Origin of the sequence: Nocardia cerradoensis NBRC 101014, assembly GCF_000308535.1 — a bacterium.
Lineage (GTDB): Bacteria > Actinomycetota > Actinomycetes > Mycobacteriales > Mycobacteriaceae > Nocardia > Nocardia cerradoensis.
On record NZ_BAFW01000371.1, the window covers coordinates 12,838 to 27,679 of the forward strand.

Genomic DNA, 14,842 nt, shown 5'->3' on the forward strand with positions numbered 1-14,842 from the left:
CGATCTATGGGCAGAGATCTACATTCGATAGGAGTTCGTCTACTCTCGATCGGGTGGATCCACTGAGCAAACTGCTGGGCGGTATTCGTGCCGAGGGAGCTGTGCTCACCACCGCGGTCCTGGAAGCGCCGTGGCGCATCCGATTCGCCGATCAGGCACCGTTGACCATGGTCACCGTGCTGCGGGGTGGGGGCACACTGCTGCTACCGGACGGTCTCGAACGTCGGATCACGGTGGGGGACACCGCGATCGTGCGCGGCCCCGAAACGTTCGTCCTCGTCGACAATGGCGATACCGCCGCACGGCCGCACCAGGAATACGAGGTCGCCTGCTTCGCGCCGGACGCGAAATGCGATCCCGAACTGGACGGCGTGCGCTGGGACGCCGACCCCGCCGGCGAGACCGCTCTGATCGTCGGCGCCTACCGGGCGTCCGGCCGGCGCCATGAACGGCTGCTGCGAGCGGTACCCCCGGTCCTGGTCGTGAACGACGACGTGGAGGTGTGCGCGTGGATGGAGTCGATGGCCGCGGACGCGGCACGGCGTCCGGCCGGAGCGCAAGCGATGATGGACCGGCTACTCGACTGGGCGCTGGTGTGCACATTGCGCGACTGGTTCGACGGGCTGGAGGCGGACGCGCCCGGTTGGTATCGCGGGCCGGCCGATCCGGTCGTGGGCCCGGCGTTGGAGGCCATGCACGGAAGGCCGGCCGCCGGTTGGACGGTCGCGTCCCTGGCTGCCCGGGCCGGGGTCTCGCGGGCGCTGTTCGCACGACGGTTCACCGAGGTCATGGGCCAGTCGCCCCTGGCGTATCTCACCGAATGCCGCATGGATGAGGCGGAGGAACTACTCGCCGACCGGAGTCTCACCGTGGCGCAGGTAGCGAAGGCCGTCGGCTATGCGGACGCTTTCGGTTTCAGCGCGGCGTTCAAGCGGCGTCGCGGCATCCGCCCCAGCGATTTCCGTGCCACCGCCGATATCGGAGCGTGAACCGGTTCGGGCTGGTTGTTCCTCACAGCTGGACGAGCAGGCCGAATGCTTCGCCGGCCGAAGCTGCGGCCATCAGCGGCAATGGGATGAGAGTGGTAGCGTGGCCCGCGATTTCCCGGCTGGACACGGTGCCGGCGTGAGATGACCAGTGGCAGGGCTCCCTCGCCGGCACCGGGCCTTCCGGTCCCTCGATTCCCCGGCTCAATGAGGAAGTCGAGGGCACAACAAGCCGGCTTGGGCAAGACCGGCCCGCGGAAACCCGTGGCACACACCAAAACATCGGCGAGATCGCCGCCCCGACAGCGTGAGATGTTGTGGCGCCTCACAACTTAGCGCATGGCCCCGAGCGAGCAAACCCGCAACCGGCACATTGCCGATCACCGCGACCGAGTCACCGCTACCGCGGTTCGTCGCGCAGATCCGATGGCCTTCTTCTACGGTGAGCAGTGAGGGGCCCGGCGGATCCGAGCCGCCGGGCCCCTCTTCCGCGGCACGTACAGGGTGGGAACCGGGCGCGAGGCGATCGACGCACCTGCACATGATCCGTCGCGACCAGGACCGGTGGCTCGGCTGGACGCGCCCGATATGTCTGGCCGACGATATCGGCATGTTGCTCACGCGCGAAGCCGATGTGTTCGAAAGTTCCCGGCCCCGTCTGGAAGCGATCGCCTATCGCCTGCTGGGATCGGCCAGTGATGCCGAGGACGCGGTGCAGGAGACCTACCTGCGCTGGCAGGCCGCCGACCGTGAGTACGTCCAGACGCCCGAGGCGTGGCTGACCAAGGTGCTCACCAACCTCTGCCTCAACCAGCTCGGCACGGCCCGTGCCCGCCGGGAAACGTATGTGGGACAGTGGCTTCCGGAGCCGGTGCTGGCCGGCGACTCGATGCTGGGGCCGGCCGACACCGTGGAACAGCGGGAATCGGTCTCGATCGCCATGCTCACCCTCATGGAGCGGCTGACCGCCAAGGAGCGCGTGGTGTACGTACTGCGCGAGGCATTCGGCTACCCGCACCACGAGATCGCCGAACTGATCGACATCACCGAAGCCAACTGCCAGCAGGTCTATCGCCGCGCCAAACAGCATCTGTCGATGGAACGGGCGCGCATCGAGGTCGACGAGGCCGCCGCTCGACGGATCGTGCAGGAGTTTCTGGCCGCGGCGGCCAGCGGGCAGACCGAGGCGCTGGTGGCGCTGCTCACCGACGATGCGTCCATCATCGGCGACGGCGGCGGTTTCCTCGCCACGCTGAGCCGGCCGCTTGTCGGTGCGCAGCGCATCGCGCGGTTCGTGTGTCTGGCGATCAAGCCCTCCAACGGCACGTGGAACAAGCTCGGTGGCAAGCCGGAGATGTTCGCCGCCATCGCCAACGGGATGCCCGCGCTGGTGCTGGTGTCCGACGATCGGGTGGTCGGCATCGTGGTCCTGCAGGTCACCGTCGACGGCATCGCCGCCGTGCACGCCCACGTCAACCCCGACAAGCTGGCATATGCCAACCGTCAGTGGGCCACCCGCGCACCGGGAGCACCCCTGCCCGCACTGTAGTGATGCACGTCACACGCTGTGACTGTCAGTCTTCGTGTCCCTGTCCGGTTCAGGTTTCGAACCCCACCGAGACAGGAGTACAACCATGAAGCACCGCATCGTCGTCCTCGGAGCCGGGTACGCCGGAGCCATCACCGCCGGCCGCCTGGCCAAGCGACTGCACCGCGACGACATCGAGATCACCGTGGTCAATGCCGATCCCGATTTCGTCGAACGGATCCGCCTGCACCAGGTCGCCGCCGGTCGGGATCTGCCGGTCCGTCCGCTGCGAAAGATCTTCGCGGGCACCGGCGTTCGGGTGCGGATCGCGCGGGTCGATTCGGTCGACGCGGATCGCAAGACCGTCGAACTGATCGACGAGAACGGCGCCGAGACACTGGCCTACGACACCCTGGTCTACGCCCTGGGCAGCACCATCGCCGACCTGGGCGTGCCCGGGGTCGCCGAGCACACCCACAATGTGGCCGGCAAACAGGCCGCGCTGCGGTTGCGGGAACGCCTGAACGAGCTGGTGGCGGGCGAGACCGTGCTGATCGTGGGTGGCGGCCTGACCGGTATCGAGGTCGCGACCGAAATCGCCGCGTCGCGCCCGGACCTGAAGGTCGCGATCGCCGCGCGCGGTGGCGTCGGCGACTGGCTCGACGAGAAGGCGCAGACCCACCTGCGCGCCGGTTTCGAGCGTTTCGGCATCACCGTGCACGAACACGCCGACGTCACTCGCGTCACCGACGGCGGCGTCGTCACCCGAACGGGTGCGGAGATCGCGGCTCGAACGACTGTCTGGACAGCAGGTTTCGCCGTGCACCCGATCGCGGCCGCCAGCACGCTCACCGTCTCCGAGTCCGGGCGCATCGTGGTCGACGACACCCTGCGCTCGGTCTCACATCCCGACGTCTACGCCGTCGGCGATGCCGCGCACGCCGCCGGAGTCGGCGGCAAGACACTGCGCATGGGCTGCGCCACCGCCTCCCCGATGGCCTGGCTGGCCGGCGACGTCATCGCCGCCCGGCTGACCGGACGCGAAGTCCCGAACGCCCCGATCGGCTACAACAGCCAGTGCATCAGCCTCGGCCGCCGCGACGCCATCGTGCAGAAGGTCACCGATCAGGATCAGCCGACCTCCAAGGTCGACGTCGGCCGTAAAGCGACACGCGTGAAGGAGTTGATCTGCAAGGCCACCGTGTGGAGCGTCAACCACCCCACCTTGATGATGCCGAGCCGGCGTCGTCACCTGGTCACGCCCCCTGAGCCCGGTCGGCGAACCGTGGGCAGGACCACCGCTGCCGATCGACAGTCGACCGCGATCCGTTGACAGGCAAGCCGGTGGAATAGTTCGCCGGTCCTTCCGGTTGCAGCCACTGTCGGCGTCCGGACAGCCCCGGGCCGCACCCCATTCGTCGCTTCGAGCGACCACTCGCCGAGAGGCGCATGTTGGACGTCGGCTCACCAACCCAAACGCCGCCAGGGAATACCTGGCGGCGTTTCGGATTCTCTGGGCGGTCCCGGCGGTGGTTCGGGATGGACTCGAGTCCCCGTCCCACTCGGTTGCAGGAATGTCGTTGTCATGCGAGCCTTTTCATCCGTGGGGATCGGACAGCGGCCTCGCCGGCAGACGCCGGGAGTAGAGCCGCAATCGAACACGTCTGCGTCGGCGGCAGATGCGCCTGTGGCATGGCACGACGTGATCAGTGCCCTCGACCGCCTCGCGCCTGAAATTGCGGCAACCTGCCGTGCGCGGCAGGTCCCGTCCCGCGAGCGGTCACTGCTGACAGGACGGGGCTGGCTTCTCGACTTCTATCCCAGTGCGCGCCTGCAGTTGCGGATCGATTGGACCGGCGGCTGGGCGTTCATGCATCGCCCCGTCCCTCGGCCCGGCGCATACCGGGCTCTGCCCGGGCATGGAGCGAAGAGGATCTCGAGAAACGATGCTCGTCTGCATTGGGAGAGCCGAGTAGCCGGAGATCCCAGCGTCCGCTCGTCGTTCACCGAACCTGCTCTTCGCGAGAATTTCCGGAATCAGCTGGCACGTCTGTCGCCGGCCGGAACGCGTTGAGTAGCTTTCCGGCGAGACTTCCCACTCTGGATGGATGTTGTGAAGTCGGTTGTCGGCGTGCGTCCGGTGAAGCGCGGGACGCATTGCTGCAGGAGTCCGGCCCACCCGTGATGGCGGAGATCGTGGCGAGAGCGGGCTCGGATTCGCCGGGAGGTCCGGGGGTAGGCAGGGATCATGGGTGTCATCGACGAGGACATGCGCTCGATCGTGGACAGCGCCAAACTGGGATTCGTCGCCACGGTGTGCGCGGACGGCTCACCGAACCTTTCCCCGAAGGGAACCGTGCGGGTGTACGACGACGACCATCTGGTGTTCCTGAATCAGGCATCGCCGGGCACGGTCGCCAACCTGCGGCGTGATCCCCGGCTGGAGATCAACGTGGTCGACTTCCTCAAACGCCGCGGGTACCGGTTCAAGGGAACCGCCGAATTCCACGCCCCCGGCAGCCCGGTGTTCGAGTGGATTCACGACTGGTTGCTCGCCACCCAGGGGCCGGGATACCCCGCGATCGAAGCGGTACTGGTGACCGTCGACCGCGCCCTGCCGGTGGACTCGCCGGCCTACCAGTTCGGGCATGCCACGGAGTCCGAGTTGCGGGCGGCCTGGGCCAGAACGTACGGGGTCGGGTAAGGCCCGGAGGCCGTTGACCGGCGGGCGCCTCGTCGGCCGAAAGGAGGCAGGCACGATGGCCGGGATTCCGGACACGATGTACGCGGCCTACGTGGAGGCGCTGGGACCGGCCGATGCGATCCACTACGGACGGTTGCCCGTCCCGCGGATCGGACCCACCGATGTGCTGGTGGCCGTCCATGCGGTCACGGTCGACCCGGTGGACACGTTCGTGCGGTCGGGGGCATATGCGACGCCGACTCCTTTCCCGTTCGTCATCGGCCGCGACCTGGCCGGAAACGTCGCGGCGGTCGGCGACGGTGCAGTTGGCTATGCGGTCGGGGACGCGGTGTGGTGCAACAGTCTGGGCCACGGTGGCCGGCAGGGCTCGTTCGCGCAGTACGCGGTTGTCCCGGTCGACCGGCTGTACCACCTGCCCGACGGGGTGGATCCGGTCCAGGCGGTCGGTGTCGCGCATCCGGCTGCCACAGCATGGCTGGGGTTGTTCCGGCATGCTCGGCTCGGGTTGGGAGACGTCGTATACATCGGCGGCGGTGCCGGAAATGTCGGCGATGCCGCGGTCCGCCTGGCGCGCGCTGCGGGCGCCCGGGTGATCGCGTCCGCCTCCGGGAACGGGCTCGAGCGTGTCCGGGAGGCGGGGGCCGCCGTGGTGGTCGACTACCGGGACCCCGGCATGGTCGAGCAGATCCGGGCGGCGGCGCCCGAGGGGTTGGACGTGTATTGGGACACCTCGGGCCACCACGACATCGACGTCGCGGTCGCATTGCTGGCCCGCGGGGGCCGGCTCCTGCTGACAGCGGCCGGCCCACAGGCGCGGGTGCCGCTCCCCGTCGACCGCGCCTACACCCATGACATCACCGTGGCCGGATTCGCGATCAGCAACGCCACCGCCACCGACCTGGCCGCCGCCGCGACCGTGCTCAACCGCAAGCTCGCCGACCGAACCCTGACCGCACGGATCGCCGACACGATGCCCCTGGCACGAGCAGCCGAAGCGCACGATCGTCTCGAAAAGGGCGGCGTCCACGGGCGGCTCATTGTGCTGCCATGACGATTCGCGTAGCCCGTATCGTGGTCGCATGACGGGATATTCCGGCGCCCCGTTGGCCCGCAAGCTCGGCATCCGTCCCGGCAGTCGCGTGCTGCTCGCCCACGCCCCCAGCGGATTCGCGCTCGGACCGCTCCCGGAGCAGGTCAGCCTGCAGCGGCGCGCCGGGCGTGGGCAGTACGACGTGATCGTGGGCTTCTGCTCCGACTACCAGTCCCTGCACCGAGGATTCGGCACATGGCGCGCGTGCCTCACGCAGGCGGGCGGCCTCTGGGTCGCCTGGCCCAAGAAGTCCAGTGGGGTAGCCACCGATCTCAGCGATACCGTCGTCCGCGAATTCGGCTTGGCCGCAGGACTTGTCGACAACAAGACGTGTGCCATCGATGACACGTGGTCGGGCCTGCGCTTCGTCCTCCGGCTGGCCGATCGGCACTGAATCACGGGGACGCTCCACCGAAATGCCGGTACGGCGGTTTCGAGAATCGATATCGGCGGCAATGTCATTGGTCGGGGCGGGCAGGCCGCGGCCCGATCGTCCTCACCGCGTGACGGGCTTCGGCCCTGGTTGCGGGCCGGTGTTCAGCGGTTCGGGCAACACGGTGAAGTGGCGGACGAAACCGGACAGGACGGGCAGGTCCTTCGGTGTGGTCCACTCGCCGAGCAGGTCGCTGGTGAGGGTGTCGCTGTAGAGATAGTGACCGTGCGTGGGTTCGTCGAGGTCGTAGGCATCCAGGTAGATCCGCCATCGGCCGTCTGGGAGCGGGATCACGCACTGTCCCTCGCGCGGTTGTCCCGGGTCCGGTCCGCCCCAGTGCGCCCAGTTCCCGGTTCGCGCGAACGTGTACGGGCCGACCAGGCAGTCGGCCACCGCGACCTCGACGTTCTTGGTCGATTCGTTCTTGACGAACGCGTAGTAGCGTCCCTGCGACAGCGTGACCGTGGTGTCGATGTAGCCGAGGCCGCCCGGTGCGGGAACGACGCCTGCCAGCGGTGTGGGCGTGGTCCAATGCGGCCGGTTCAGCGATGAGGTGGTCGCGGTCATGACGCAGGGCCGGAAGACCGTGCCGTCGTTTATGTTCACCAGGACGCTGACCGTGCCGTCACCGTCGACGAACCATTCCGGCGCCCAGGTATGGGTGACACCGTCGAACGGAATCGTGTACTCGTACAGGAACTCCCAGTGGATTCGGTCGTGGCTGCGAGCGAATCCGATGGTGTTGCCGTCCCATGCGGTCGTGTACGTCACGTAGTACTCGCCGTCGATGTGACGAAAGACGCTGGGGTCGCGGCACAAGCCCTTCTTCGTCGTGGCCGCCGCTGCCGGGGTGTCGGCGGGGTCGGCGTCCGGCGGACGATAGGCGTCGGCCTGGAGGAGCCGGAAATTCGTTGCGTCGGTGGATTCGTAGACCCACATGTCGGTCTGGCTGTCGTTGGTGAACGCCGTCATCGTGTATCGGATCGGCGGGGCGGCGGCCACTGCGCGTCGGGATGCCACAACGCTCAACGGTACGCTCGCTGCCAGGGCGAGCATCGCTCTGCGGGACAGCCCGATCGACGTCATATGCGGATTATCCCGCCCGTGAACGCTGAATGATTGCTGACACACCGCGCGCCCAACCGACCTGCGGCAACCCCAAGTGCCATAGCGTCCGCCGCGGGATGCGAGCGAGGACGTTCATCGGCATACCCCGTGGAAGGACGCGAGGTCGATCGCGTCGGCCATGGCTCGGTAGCCGGCGGGGTTGGGATGGAGGTTGTCGGGACCGGAGAAGCCGGGTGCCAGGGTGTTCGGCGCGGCGGGGTCGCGCAGGGCGGCGTCGAGGTCGATCACCGTGTCGGACAGGTGTTGTCCGCGGATCCAGGCGTTGATTCGCTGCCGGGTCGCGTCGGCGTTGGGCAGGGTGAGAATGCCGTCGGCGAGGGCGTTGCTCGCGGGCAGGAGCGTGGCCAGGTGGACCTTCACTCCGGCGGCATGCAGGCGGGTGATCAGGTCGGTGTAGCCGGCTACGACCTGATCGTCACTCGCTCCGATCGGGATGCCGAGGTCGTTGATGCCTTCCAGAACGATCGCATCGGAAACCCCTGCCTGGTCGATGACGTCGCGCTGCACGCGGTCGACCGCCGCGGGTCCGAATTGGGGGATGAATCCGGCACGCGTGACGCGGTTGCCCGAGATTCCGGCGTCGAGGACCGTGAAGGGCGCTCCGGCGGCATCGAGGCGTCGCTGCAGGAAGTCCGGATAGCGGACATTGCGGTCGACCACACTCGCGTCCTGCGGGGTGCCGAGGACAGTGCTCGAAACGTATCCGTCGGTGATGGAATCACCGAAAGCGACGATCGCGGAGGCATTTCCGGGAGCCTGCACATCGAGTCCCGACACGAACGGCATCGCCGTGGTGCTCAGCTTCAGCTGTGATCCGGTCACGTCGGTGGTGTGATCGCCCGCGAAGGGTGGGCTGTAGTAGCTGGTCGCGTTCGCGTCGAAATGTTCTGTCGGCAATACCGCCAGGCCGGGTGCGTGCACGCTGATCGACAGCGGTTGCCATGCGGGGAAGGGTAATTCGACCGGATCGCTGACCGCATCGCTCCACGGCGCCATCGTGACCGCGCTCTTCCCGTCGAACGTGACCGTACGCAGCGAGCCGGGTTGTAGTGCGGCACCGCCGCTTCGGACGCCGATCGTGACGTGGTCGACCTCCATCGGCACCGGCCGGGTGCGATTGGTCAGATGCACGCGCAGCACCGAACCTCCGCGATGCGGGGTGATCACCAGGCGATAGGTCTGGTCCGACACCGACAGTTGCGGAATCAGTGCGGGGTCGGCCGCACTGAACGAATCCGACGGCGCCGCCATCCAACTCCCCACCCAGTGCGAATCGCCACACCCGGCCACCGGATCCGCCGCCCCCACGCCGGTGGCGATCGAGCCGGTCCACACCAGCGCGGCCCCGGCGATTGCCCCCAACCACTTACCCACGACCATGCAGTACCACCTATCACCCGATGCCCGGAGGCGACCGCCGACAACTTGTAAACGGCAGTAACACTAAGCAGAGTTCGGACGGCTGGATGCGGAAATCTCCGGATCAATTGTCCGGCAGCGGTATTCGATTGCGAACGGCCCATTCCTGTATGTCGGGTGACAGCTTTCCGCTGCACCACCATCGAGGGCCCGTGTTCGTGACCGGAGTCCACACGGCCTCGGACCGAGTCGATCGGCGGCGTGTTGCACCTTCGTGAGTTCTCGGCAGCCTCGCGACGTGGGGACGACCGGTGTTACGGCACGTCGCGGTGTTCGCCGGCGGTCAGTGGCCGGGCGTACATGTGGCCGTCGCGGATGCCGAATTCGATGCGGCAGGGAAAGGTCGGGACTTCGTCGTCGGCGCGGTGATGATGGGTGACGAGCATGGCCATGGCCCAGTCGCGCAGCGCCACGGGCAGGGTGACCGTGGTTCCGTCGCGTAGTCGTAGCTGGGGTTCGCCGCCACCGAGAGGGTCGGCGATGGCGATGCCGATGATGTCGAGGATCAGGCCGGTGTCGGTCGCGGAGGCGACCACGGGTGGGTCGAGCGCGAGAGCCATATCGGCAACTTAGCCGCCGATTCCGTCGTGATCACGGTGTGCGGGGCTCGTGTCGGCTGCGGGTTTTTCCGGCCGGGTCCACCAACTGTGACCAGCATCGTTGCCGATGCGCGGATGTGCGTGCACTATCGAAATCGGCCGATCAAGGATGCTCGTGCAGGACCGAGCGAGCCCGGCCGCCGCCGGCGTGAAATCCCTTGGCGACTCGTCACTCTCGCATCGCGATCGGTGAGCCCTGCTCCCGGTCACGGCGCGGCTGGGGGCCCGCGCCGGTCCTCGGCGGACCTTGCGGCGGTAGCAGCGAACGGAATCGTCCCGGAGAGGAGCGAAGATGACAGACACCCTGACCGATATTCCCACCGCACCGCTTCGGCTCGCACGGCCCGTCCCGGTCGCGCGGGCGACGCCGGCACGCCCGGTCCCGGTCACCGGGGCTGCGAGCGAGTGGCAGGAGGCGAAGACGGTGCTCGTCACCCGCGTCGCCGGCCCGCAGCAGTTGGTGACCGTGCCACGGCTGGTTGTCCCTATCGGACTGGGCCAGTTGGCCTTTCGTGTCTCGTCGCAGTCTCCGGAAGCCGACGATTTGATGCGTGACGGCCGCGTGCTGGTCCAGGCCGGTGATCGGCGCGGCCATCCGGCGCTGGGATCCCACCAGCGCCAGGGACACGCGCAGCTGGTGACCGCGGGCACGCTGGTGTCGTTCGTTCACGCCGAGATCGAAGCCAAGTATCGGTGGCAGATTCCGCTGGCGAAGTTCGGTCACCGGCTGGCGCGGGGAAATGCCCCCTACGGCGACGTCGTCGTTCTCGTCACGGTTCAGGAGTCTCCGTCTCGGATGCTGCCGCCGATGCCCTGACCGCGGCCTGACTCGCGTCGCCGAACGAAGCGATGCCGCCGGGGTGGCGATCGGCCCGGCGGCATCGCAACGACTTTCGCGCAGCCCGTCATGCCTTCGGCCTACGCGCGGGCCGGCGCCGGGCAGGACGTCGGCCTCACTCCTCTGTTACCCGCTCCGCTATCGGCAGCAAACCTTCAGCGCTCGGATTCGGGTCAGAATCGCCTGCATTCCGGAAGTATTCAATCGACGTTTCCCTCCACGTCACCATGGGTGCACCGCGTCGACGAACGGCATGCCGCATTGCGCGCCGCGGGTTTGCTGCCCCGGGTCGCTGTGAAGTCCGGGAACGATCGTGGCATTACCGGGTCGAGGAGTTCGTGGCCTGCTCCTGGATGCGCGGGAAGGGGTGTTCGGCTTCGAGAAGGTAGGCCAGCTCGATCAGCGTGCGTTCGTCGCCGTATGCGGCCGACAGTTGCACGCCGACCGGCAGGCCGTCGGGAGTGCGGCCCATGGGCAGCGAGACGGCCGGGGTGCCGGCGATGTTGTTCAACGGCGTATAGCTGACGTAGCGAGTGAGCCGGTCGATGAGTTCAGGGAAGGGGACGGTCGGTGCGATGTGGCCCAGCGGCGGCGTCGTGTGCGAGAGTACCGGCGACACAACAACTTCCGACTGGGCAAACAGTCGCTCGTAGGTGGCCGGGATGCGCTGCAGACGGCGCAGTGCCGCCGGTGTCCGGTGCAGGTTGCGCCGGTGATGGGCGCGCAGGCCGCGCGTCAGTCCGTCGGTGGCGGCGGCGTCGAACGAGCGATCCAGGATGAGCTTGCCCGTGCTCACCGCGAGATCGGCCAGCAGCGCCCAATATTGGACGAAATCGGCGGCGAACTGCTCGGTGACCGGGAGTGCGATCGGTTCGACGACGTGCCCGGCCTTCTCCAGCAGCGTGGCGGTGTGCTCGACCGCGGCCCGGGTGGACGCGTCGACCTCGGCGCCGGTGACGCTGTGCATGAGCAGTCCGACCCGCAGCCGTCGTTGCGCCGGGCCTAGGACTTCACCGATCGGGGCGAGTTTCGGGTTGCGCCAGACGTTTTCGGCCGCGGCGACGAACGCCGCGGTGTCGCGCACGGTACGGGTGAGCACGCCCTCGGAGATCATGTGGATCGGCACGTGCCGCACCTGTTCACCGTCGATGTGGCGGCCGCGGCTCGGCTTGAGCCCGACGAGTCCGCCGCAGGCGGCGGGGATGCGGATGGATCCGCCGCCGTCGTTGGCGTGCGCGATCGGAACCACCCCCGCGGCGACGAGTGCGGCCGACCCGCCGGATGAGGCGCCGATCGAGCGATCCAGATCCCACGGGTTGCGCGCGGGCGGTTCGGTCATGAATTCGGTGGTCGCGTTGAAGCCGAACTCCGGTAGTCGCGATTTGCCGAGCAGCGTCAGCCCGGTGCCGAGGAACTGGTCGGTGTAGGCGCCGTTCTTCGCCGCGGGTCGCGCGCGGAACGCCTCGCTGCCGTGGTTGGTCGGCAGGCCCGCGACGTCGGAGTTGTCCTTCACGAAGGTCGGCACGCCGTAGAGGGCGGCATCGGAGCGCGAGTGATAGCGCGGGGCGTCGTAGATCGCGCAGGCGACGGCGTCGAGTTGCGGGTCTACCGCGCGCGCTCGCTCGATGGCGGCGGCGGCGAGCTCCTGCGGGCTGACCGAGCCGTCGCGGACCAGTTCGGCGAGGGCGACCGCGTCGTGCTCGCCGAGCGCATCGTCGCGAAATGCGTGAAGGGACGTCATGGCGGCTGAGTCTAGAAGAATTTACAGACTCTGCCCAGAGGGAAACTGTAAGGAGTTACAGAGATGGCCTAGGGTTGGCCGCGTGACCACGCGCCGCCACCGTCCCAGCGCCCAGGCTCGACGCGAAGCCCTGCTCGCGGCCGCTGTGGAGGTCACCGCGGCCGTGGGCGCGGCCGGAGTGACCCACCGCGCGGTCACCGAAAAGGCCGGCCTGCCGCTCACCACGGTCGGGTACTTCTTCGACTCGATCGACGCGCTGACCGAGGAAGCGCTGCGCGTCTACACCGACGCCGACGCCGACACCCAGGTCGCGCTCGCCGAGGCGTTGGCCGAGGCGCACAGCACACCCGACGAGATCGCCGCCGCACTGTCATCGGCCGCGACCCCGCGCTCGCCGGAGACGCCGGCGTTGTTCGAGGCCTATCTGCACGCCGCGCGGCACCCGGAGTTCCGCGACGCCGCCGCGCGGGCCCTGGATGCCGCACGCCGGGCCGCCGCCGCGGGCGTTCGCGCGGCCGGATCGCCGGAACCCGACACGGCCGCACCGGCATTCACCGCCCTGGCGCACGGGCTGGCGCTGCACGAAATGGCCGTACCGGGCACGCTGCCGCCGGAATCGGTGCACGCGGCGTTCCGCGCGCTGTTTCTGGGATTTCTGCTCGACAACGGACATGTCGAGCTGGCGCTGCGCCTGCGGCGACAAGGGGAGGGGGACGCCGATTCGGCGGAGGGGGACGGGCAGTCAGCCGAACCCGATGCCTGACAGCGGTTTTCGGTCGCGGGAGGCCGCGGCGGCGTCAGTTCCGACCCCGACCGATTCCCGCCGGAACGACTACAGGCCGAGGGCGAGTCCGAGTAGTGCGGCGACGATGCCGGTGCAGGTGTCGACGAGCCGGTCGCGCTCGATGGTGAGGTGCCCGTCGGTCCATTCCAGATACACCGACGTCAACGCGCCGGCCAGTGCGGTGCCGGTGGTGGCCAGCGTGGCGTCACTGCTGGTGAACAGATCCCCGGCGCTGTCGCCCAGCAGCGGAGCCAGCGCCCGGATCACCGCCGGGGTGCGCCGGGTGATGTGCGCCCGTAAATCGTCGTCGGCCAACGGTTCACGCAGCAGCACGCGTGCCCGCCGCGGGTCCTCGTCGAAGAAATCGGCGCAGGTTTGCAACGCCGAACGGATCGCCGCATGCGGGTCGGTGCCCGCGGCGATCACCGACAACCGCTCGCGCAACGCCGCTTCCGCCCGGTCGTAGACGGCGAGGATCAGTGCTTCGCGGCCTGCGAAACTTTCGTAGAAATAGCGCGGGCTCAGATTCGCCTGTCGCGTCACCGCCCGCATCGTGACCGCTCCGGCTCCCGCCGTCCCCAGCAGGTCGAAAGCGCAATCCAGCAACAGCTCACGGCGTTCGCCGGAACGGTCCTGCAGCGTCTGGCCTCGCCAGAGTTTGGGCGCGGTGCTCACACGATCATCCTCGCATCTCTCCGCACCCCTCATTGACATCACCTGATTCTACATGAATCATATGATTCATCTCGAGGCGCGCGGCACCGGCACCGTGGCCGGTCGCGCCGATCGTGTGAAGGGGTCACTCATGTTCGACGAGGAACAGTTCCAGCAGGCGCTGCGGCGGCCGCGGTTGTCGAAACCGGTACCGGAATTCCTGAATTCCAATCGCGCCGTGCCGATTCGGGCGATCCCCGAAGCCGAACTACAGGCCGGCACCCTCGAGTGGTTCGGCGAATTCGAACGCAAACTCGAGCTCTACGGCAAGCTCGGCGTCGATCTGACCTGGGTCATGGAATGGGCCAAGAAGTACTGGTGGAGCTTCCTGGTCCGGGATATGAGCCTCAATCACGAGCTCTACGCACCCGGCATCCGCTACACCGACGTCACGACGTTCGGGCGCACCATCGTCGGCATCGACGAATTCGTGAAATACAACTTCGCCTTCTTCGACGCCATCCCGGACTGGCGCTACGACCCGCTGCCGAACCAGGTGTATCTGGACGTGACGCCGGAAGGCAGGGTGCGCACCGTGATCCGCTACATCGGCAGCGGGCACTGGACCGGCCCGCTGCGCCTGTACCCCTACGACGAGTCCGCTCCCGTGATCCACGGCAACGGACGCTTCATCCAGTGCCCGGCCGTCGACCGCTACCACTTCAACGCCGACGGACTGATGGAAGAAGGCGAAACCCTCTACGACTTCCTCGACGCCACTCAGCGCGGGGGAGTTCTGCCGCGCGACGACAGCTGGCAGTTCCGCGCACTCATGGCCGCCTCCAAACTTCCCGCACTCCTCGCCCGGATCGGAACGGTGCGGTAGTGGGCGGCCGGCTGAGCCCCTGGCCGCCCGACTGCTTCTATTTGCGAGCACC

General features: G+C 67.9%; 14 protein-coding genes. 9 read left to right on the top strand and 5 right to left on the bottom strand.

The genetic code is table 11. The features are described 5' to 3' along the window. Positions 1–53: 53 nt before the first annotated feature. From ON23_RS31820 to ON23_RS31845, 6 genes are all read left to right on the top strand, one after another. Entirely contained in the window at positions 54–989 is a 936-nt protein-coding gene (locus ON23_RS31820; protein ID WP_039782900.1) for an AraC family transcriptional regulator, read from the top strand. A 538-nt stretch (positions 990–1,527) separates the two neighbouring features. After that, positions 1,528–2,535, top strand: coding sequence for an RNA polymerase sigma-70 factor (locus ON23_RS31825; RefSeq protein ID WP_306307153.1), 1,008 nt, complete (start codon positions 1,528–1,530; stop codon positions 2,533–2,535). A gap of 85 nt (positions 2,536–2,620) precedes the next feature. Further along, entirely contained in the window at positions 2,621–3,847 is a 1,227-nt protein-coding gene (locus tag ON23_RS31830) for an NAD(P)/FAD-dependent oxidoreductase (RefSeq protein WP_051043626.1), read from the top strand. A 915-nt stretch (positions 3,848–4,762) separates the two neighbouring features. Further along, complete coding sequence (locus tag ON23_RS31835) at positions 4,763–5,218, top strand: pyridoxamine 5'-phosphate oxidase family protein (protein ID WP_039782902.1); 456 nt, start codon at positions 4,763–4,765, stop codon at positions 5,216–5,218. A 55-nt stretch (positions 5,219–5,273) separates the two neighbouring features. Next, positions 5,274–6,269 (top strand): NADPH:quinone reductase, encoded by a 996-nt coding sequence (locus tag ON23_RS31840; protein ID WP_039782904.1) that lies wholly within the window; start codon positions 5,274–5,276, stop codon positions 6,267–6,269. A 28-nt stretch (positions 6,270–6,297) separates the two neighbouring features. Continuing rightward, positions 6,298–6,702: a hypothetical protein gene (locus tag ON23_RS31845; protein ID WP_039782906.1), complete on the top strand. Its 405-nt coding sequence runs from the start codon at positions 6,298–6,300 to the stop codon at positions 6,700–6,702. Between the two features lie 102 nt (positions 6,703–6,804). On the opposite strand, the gene ON23_RS31850 is transcribed toward ON23_RS31845, so the two are convergent. From ON23_RS31850 to ON23_RS31860, 3 genes are all read right to left on the bottom strand, one after another. Continuing rightward, positions 6,805–7,761: a glycoside hydrolase family protein gene (locus ON23_RS31850; protein WP_245556239.1), complete on the bottom strand. Its 957-nt coding sequence runs from the start codon at positions 7,759–7,761 to the stop codon at positions 6,805–6,807. A gap of 180 nt (positions 7,762–7,941) precedes the next feature. Beyond that, positions 7,942–9,249, bottom strand: coding sequence for a GDSL-type esterase/lipase family protein (locus ON23_RS31855; RefSeq protein ID WP_244969550.1), 1,308 nt, complete (start codon positions 9,247–9,249; stop codon positions 7,942–7,944). A gap of 293 nt (positions 9,250–9,542) precedes the next feature. After that, the gene (locus ON23_RS31860; RefSeq protein WP_039782908.1) at positions 9,543–9,848 is read right to left on the bottom strand and encodes a hypothetical protein; all 306 of its coding nucleotides are present in this window, start codon (positions 9,846–9,848) and stop codon (positions 9,543–9,545) included. Between the two features lie 331 nt (positions 9,849–10,179). Between ON23_RS31860 and ON23_RS31865 the strand changes: the two genes are divergently transcribed. Then, on the top strand, positions 10,180–10,704 hold the full coding sequence (locus ON23_RS31865) for a hypothetical protein (protein ID WP_051043627.1): 525 nt from the start codon (positions 10,180–10,182) through the stop codon (positions 10,702–10,704). 340 nt (positions 10,705–11,044) lie between these two features. On the opposite strand, the gene ON23_RS31870 is transcribed toward ON23_RS31865, so the two are convergent. Beyond that, positions 11,045–12,466 carry an amidase gene (locus ON23_RS31870; protein ID WP_039782911.1) on the bottom strand — a complete coding sequence of 474 codons (1,422 nt, stop codon included), beginning with the start codon at positions 12,464–12,466 and terminating at the stop codon, positions 11,045–11,047. A gap of 82 nt (positions 12,467–12,548) precedes the next feature. On the opposite strand from ON23_RS31870, the gene ON23_RS36340 reads away from it, so the two are divergent. Beyond that, positions 12,549–13,229 (top strand): TetR/AcrR family transcriptional regulator, encoded by a 681-nt coding sequence (locus ON23_RS36340; RefSeq protein WP_167331914.1) that lies wholly within the window; start codon positions 12,549–12,551, stop codon positions 13,227–13,229. Positions 13,230–13,298: 69 nt separating this feature from the next. Here ON23_RS36340 and ON23_RS31880 read toward each other — a convergent pair whose 3' ends face one another. Further along, the gene (locus ON23_RS31880; RefSeq protein WP_039782914.1) at positions 13,299–13,925 is read right to left on the bottom strand and encodes a TetR/AcrR family transcriptional regulator; all 627 of its coding nucleotides are present in this window, start codon (positions 13,923–13,925) and stop codon (positions 13,299–13,301) included. 52 nt (positions 13,926–13,977) lie between these two features. On the opposite strand from ON23_RS31880, the gene ON23_RS31885 reads away from it, so the two are divergent. After that, positions 13,978–14,790, top strand: coding sequence for a nuclear transport factor 2 family protein (locus ON23_RS31885; RefSeq protein ID WP_244969551.1), 813 nt, complete (start codon positions 13,978–13,980; stop codon positions 14,788–14,790). The last annotated feature ends 52 nt before the right edge of the window (positions 14,791–14,842 follow it).

What these genes read in the sequence shown, in the direction of transcription:
- ON23_RS31825 (WP_306307153.1), top strand. Translation starts at nt 1,528, where the DNA reads ATGATCCGTCGCGACCAGGACCGGTGGCTCGGCTGGACGCGCCCGATA.
- ON23_RS31830 (WP_051043626.1), top strand. Translation starts at nt 2,621, where the DNA reads ATGAAGCACCGCATCGTCGTCCTCGGAGCCGGGTACGCCGGAGCCATC.
- ON23_RS31835 (WP_039782902.1), top strand. Translation starts at nt 4,763, where the DNA reads ATGGGTGTCATCGACGAGGACATGCGCTCGATCGTGGACAGCGCCAAA.
- ON23_RS31840 (WP_039782904.1), top strand. Translation starts at nt 5,274, where the DNA reads ATGGCCGGGATTCCGGACACGATGTACGCGGCCTACGTGGAGGCGCTG.
- ON23_RS31845 (WP_039782906.1), top strand. Translation starts at nt 6,298, where the DNA reads ATGACGGGATATTCCGGCGCCCCGTTGGCCCGCAAGCTCGGCATCCGT.
- ON23_RS31855 (WP_244969550.1), bottom strand. Translation starts at nt 9,249, where the DNA reads ATGGTCGTGGGTAAGTGGTTGGGGGCAATCGCCGGGGCCGCGCTGGTG.
- ON23_RS31860 (WP_039782908.1), bottom strand. Translation starts at nt 9,848, where the DNA reads ATGGCTCTCGCGCTCGACCCACCCGTGGTCGCCTCCGCGACCGACACC.
- ON23_RS31865 (WP_051043627.1), top strand. Translation starts at nt 10,180, where the DNA reads ATGACAGACACCCTGACCGATATTCCCACCGCACCGCTTCGGCTCGCA.
- ON23_RS31870 (WP_039782911.1), bottom strand. Translation starts at nt 12,466, where the DNA reads ATGACGTCCCTTCACGCATTTCGCGACGATGCGCTCGGCGAGCACGAC.
- ON23_RS31885 (WP_244969551.1), top strand. Translation starts at nt 13,978, where the DNA reads ATGAATCATATGATTCATCTCGAGGCGCGCGGCACCGGCACCGTGGCC.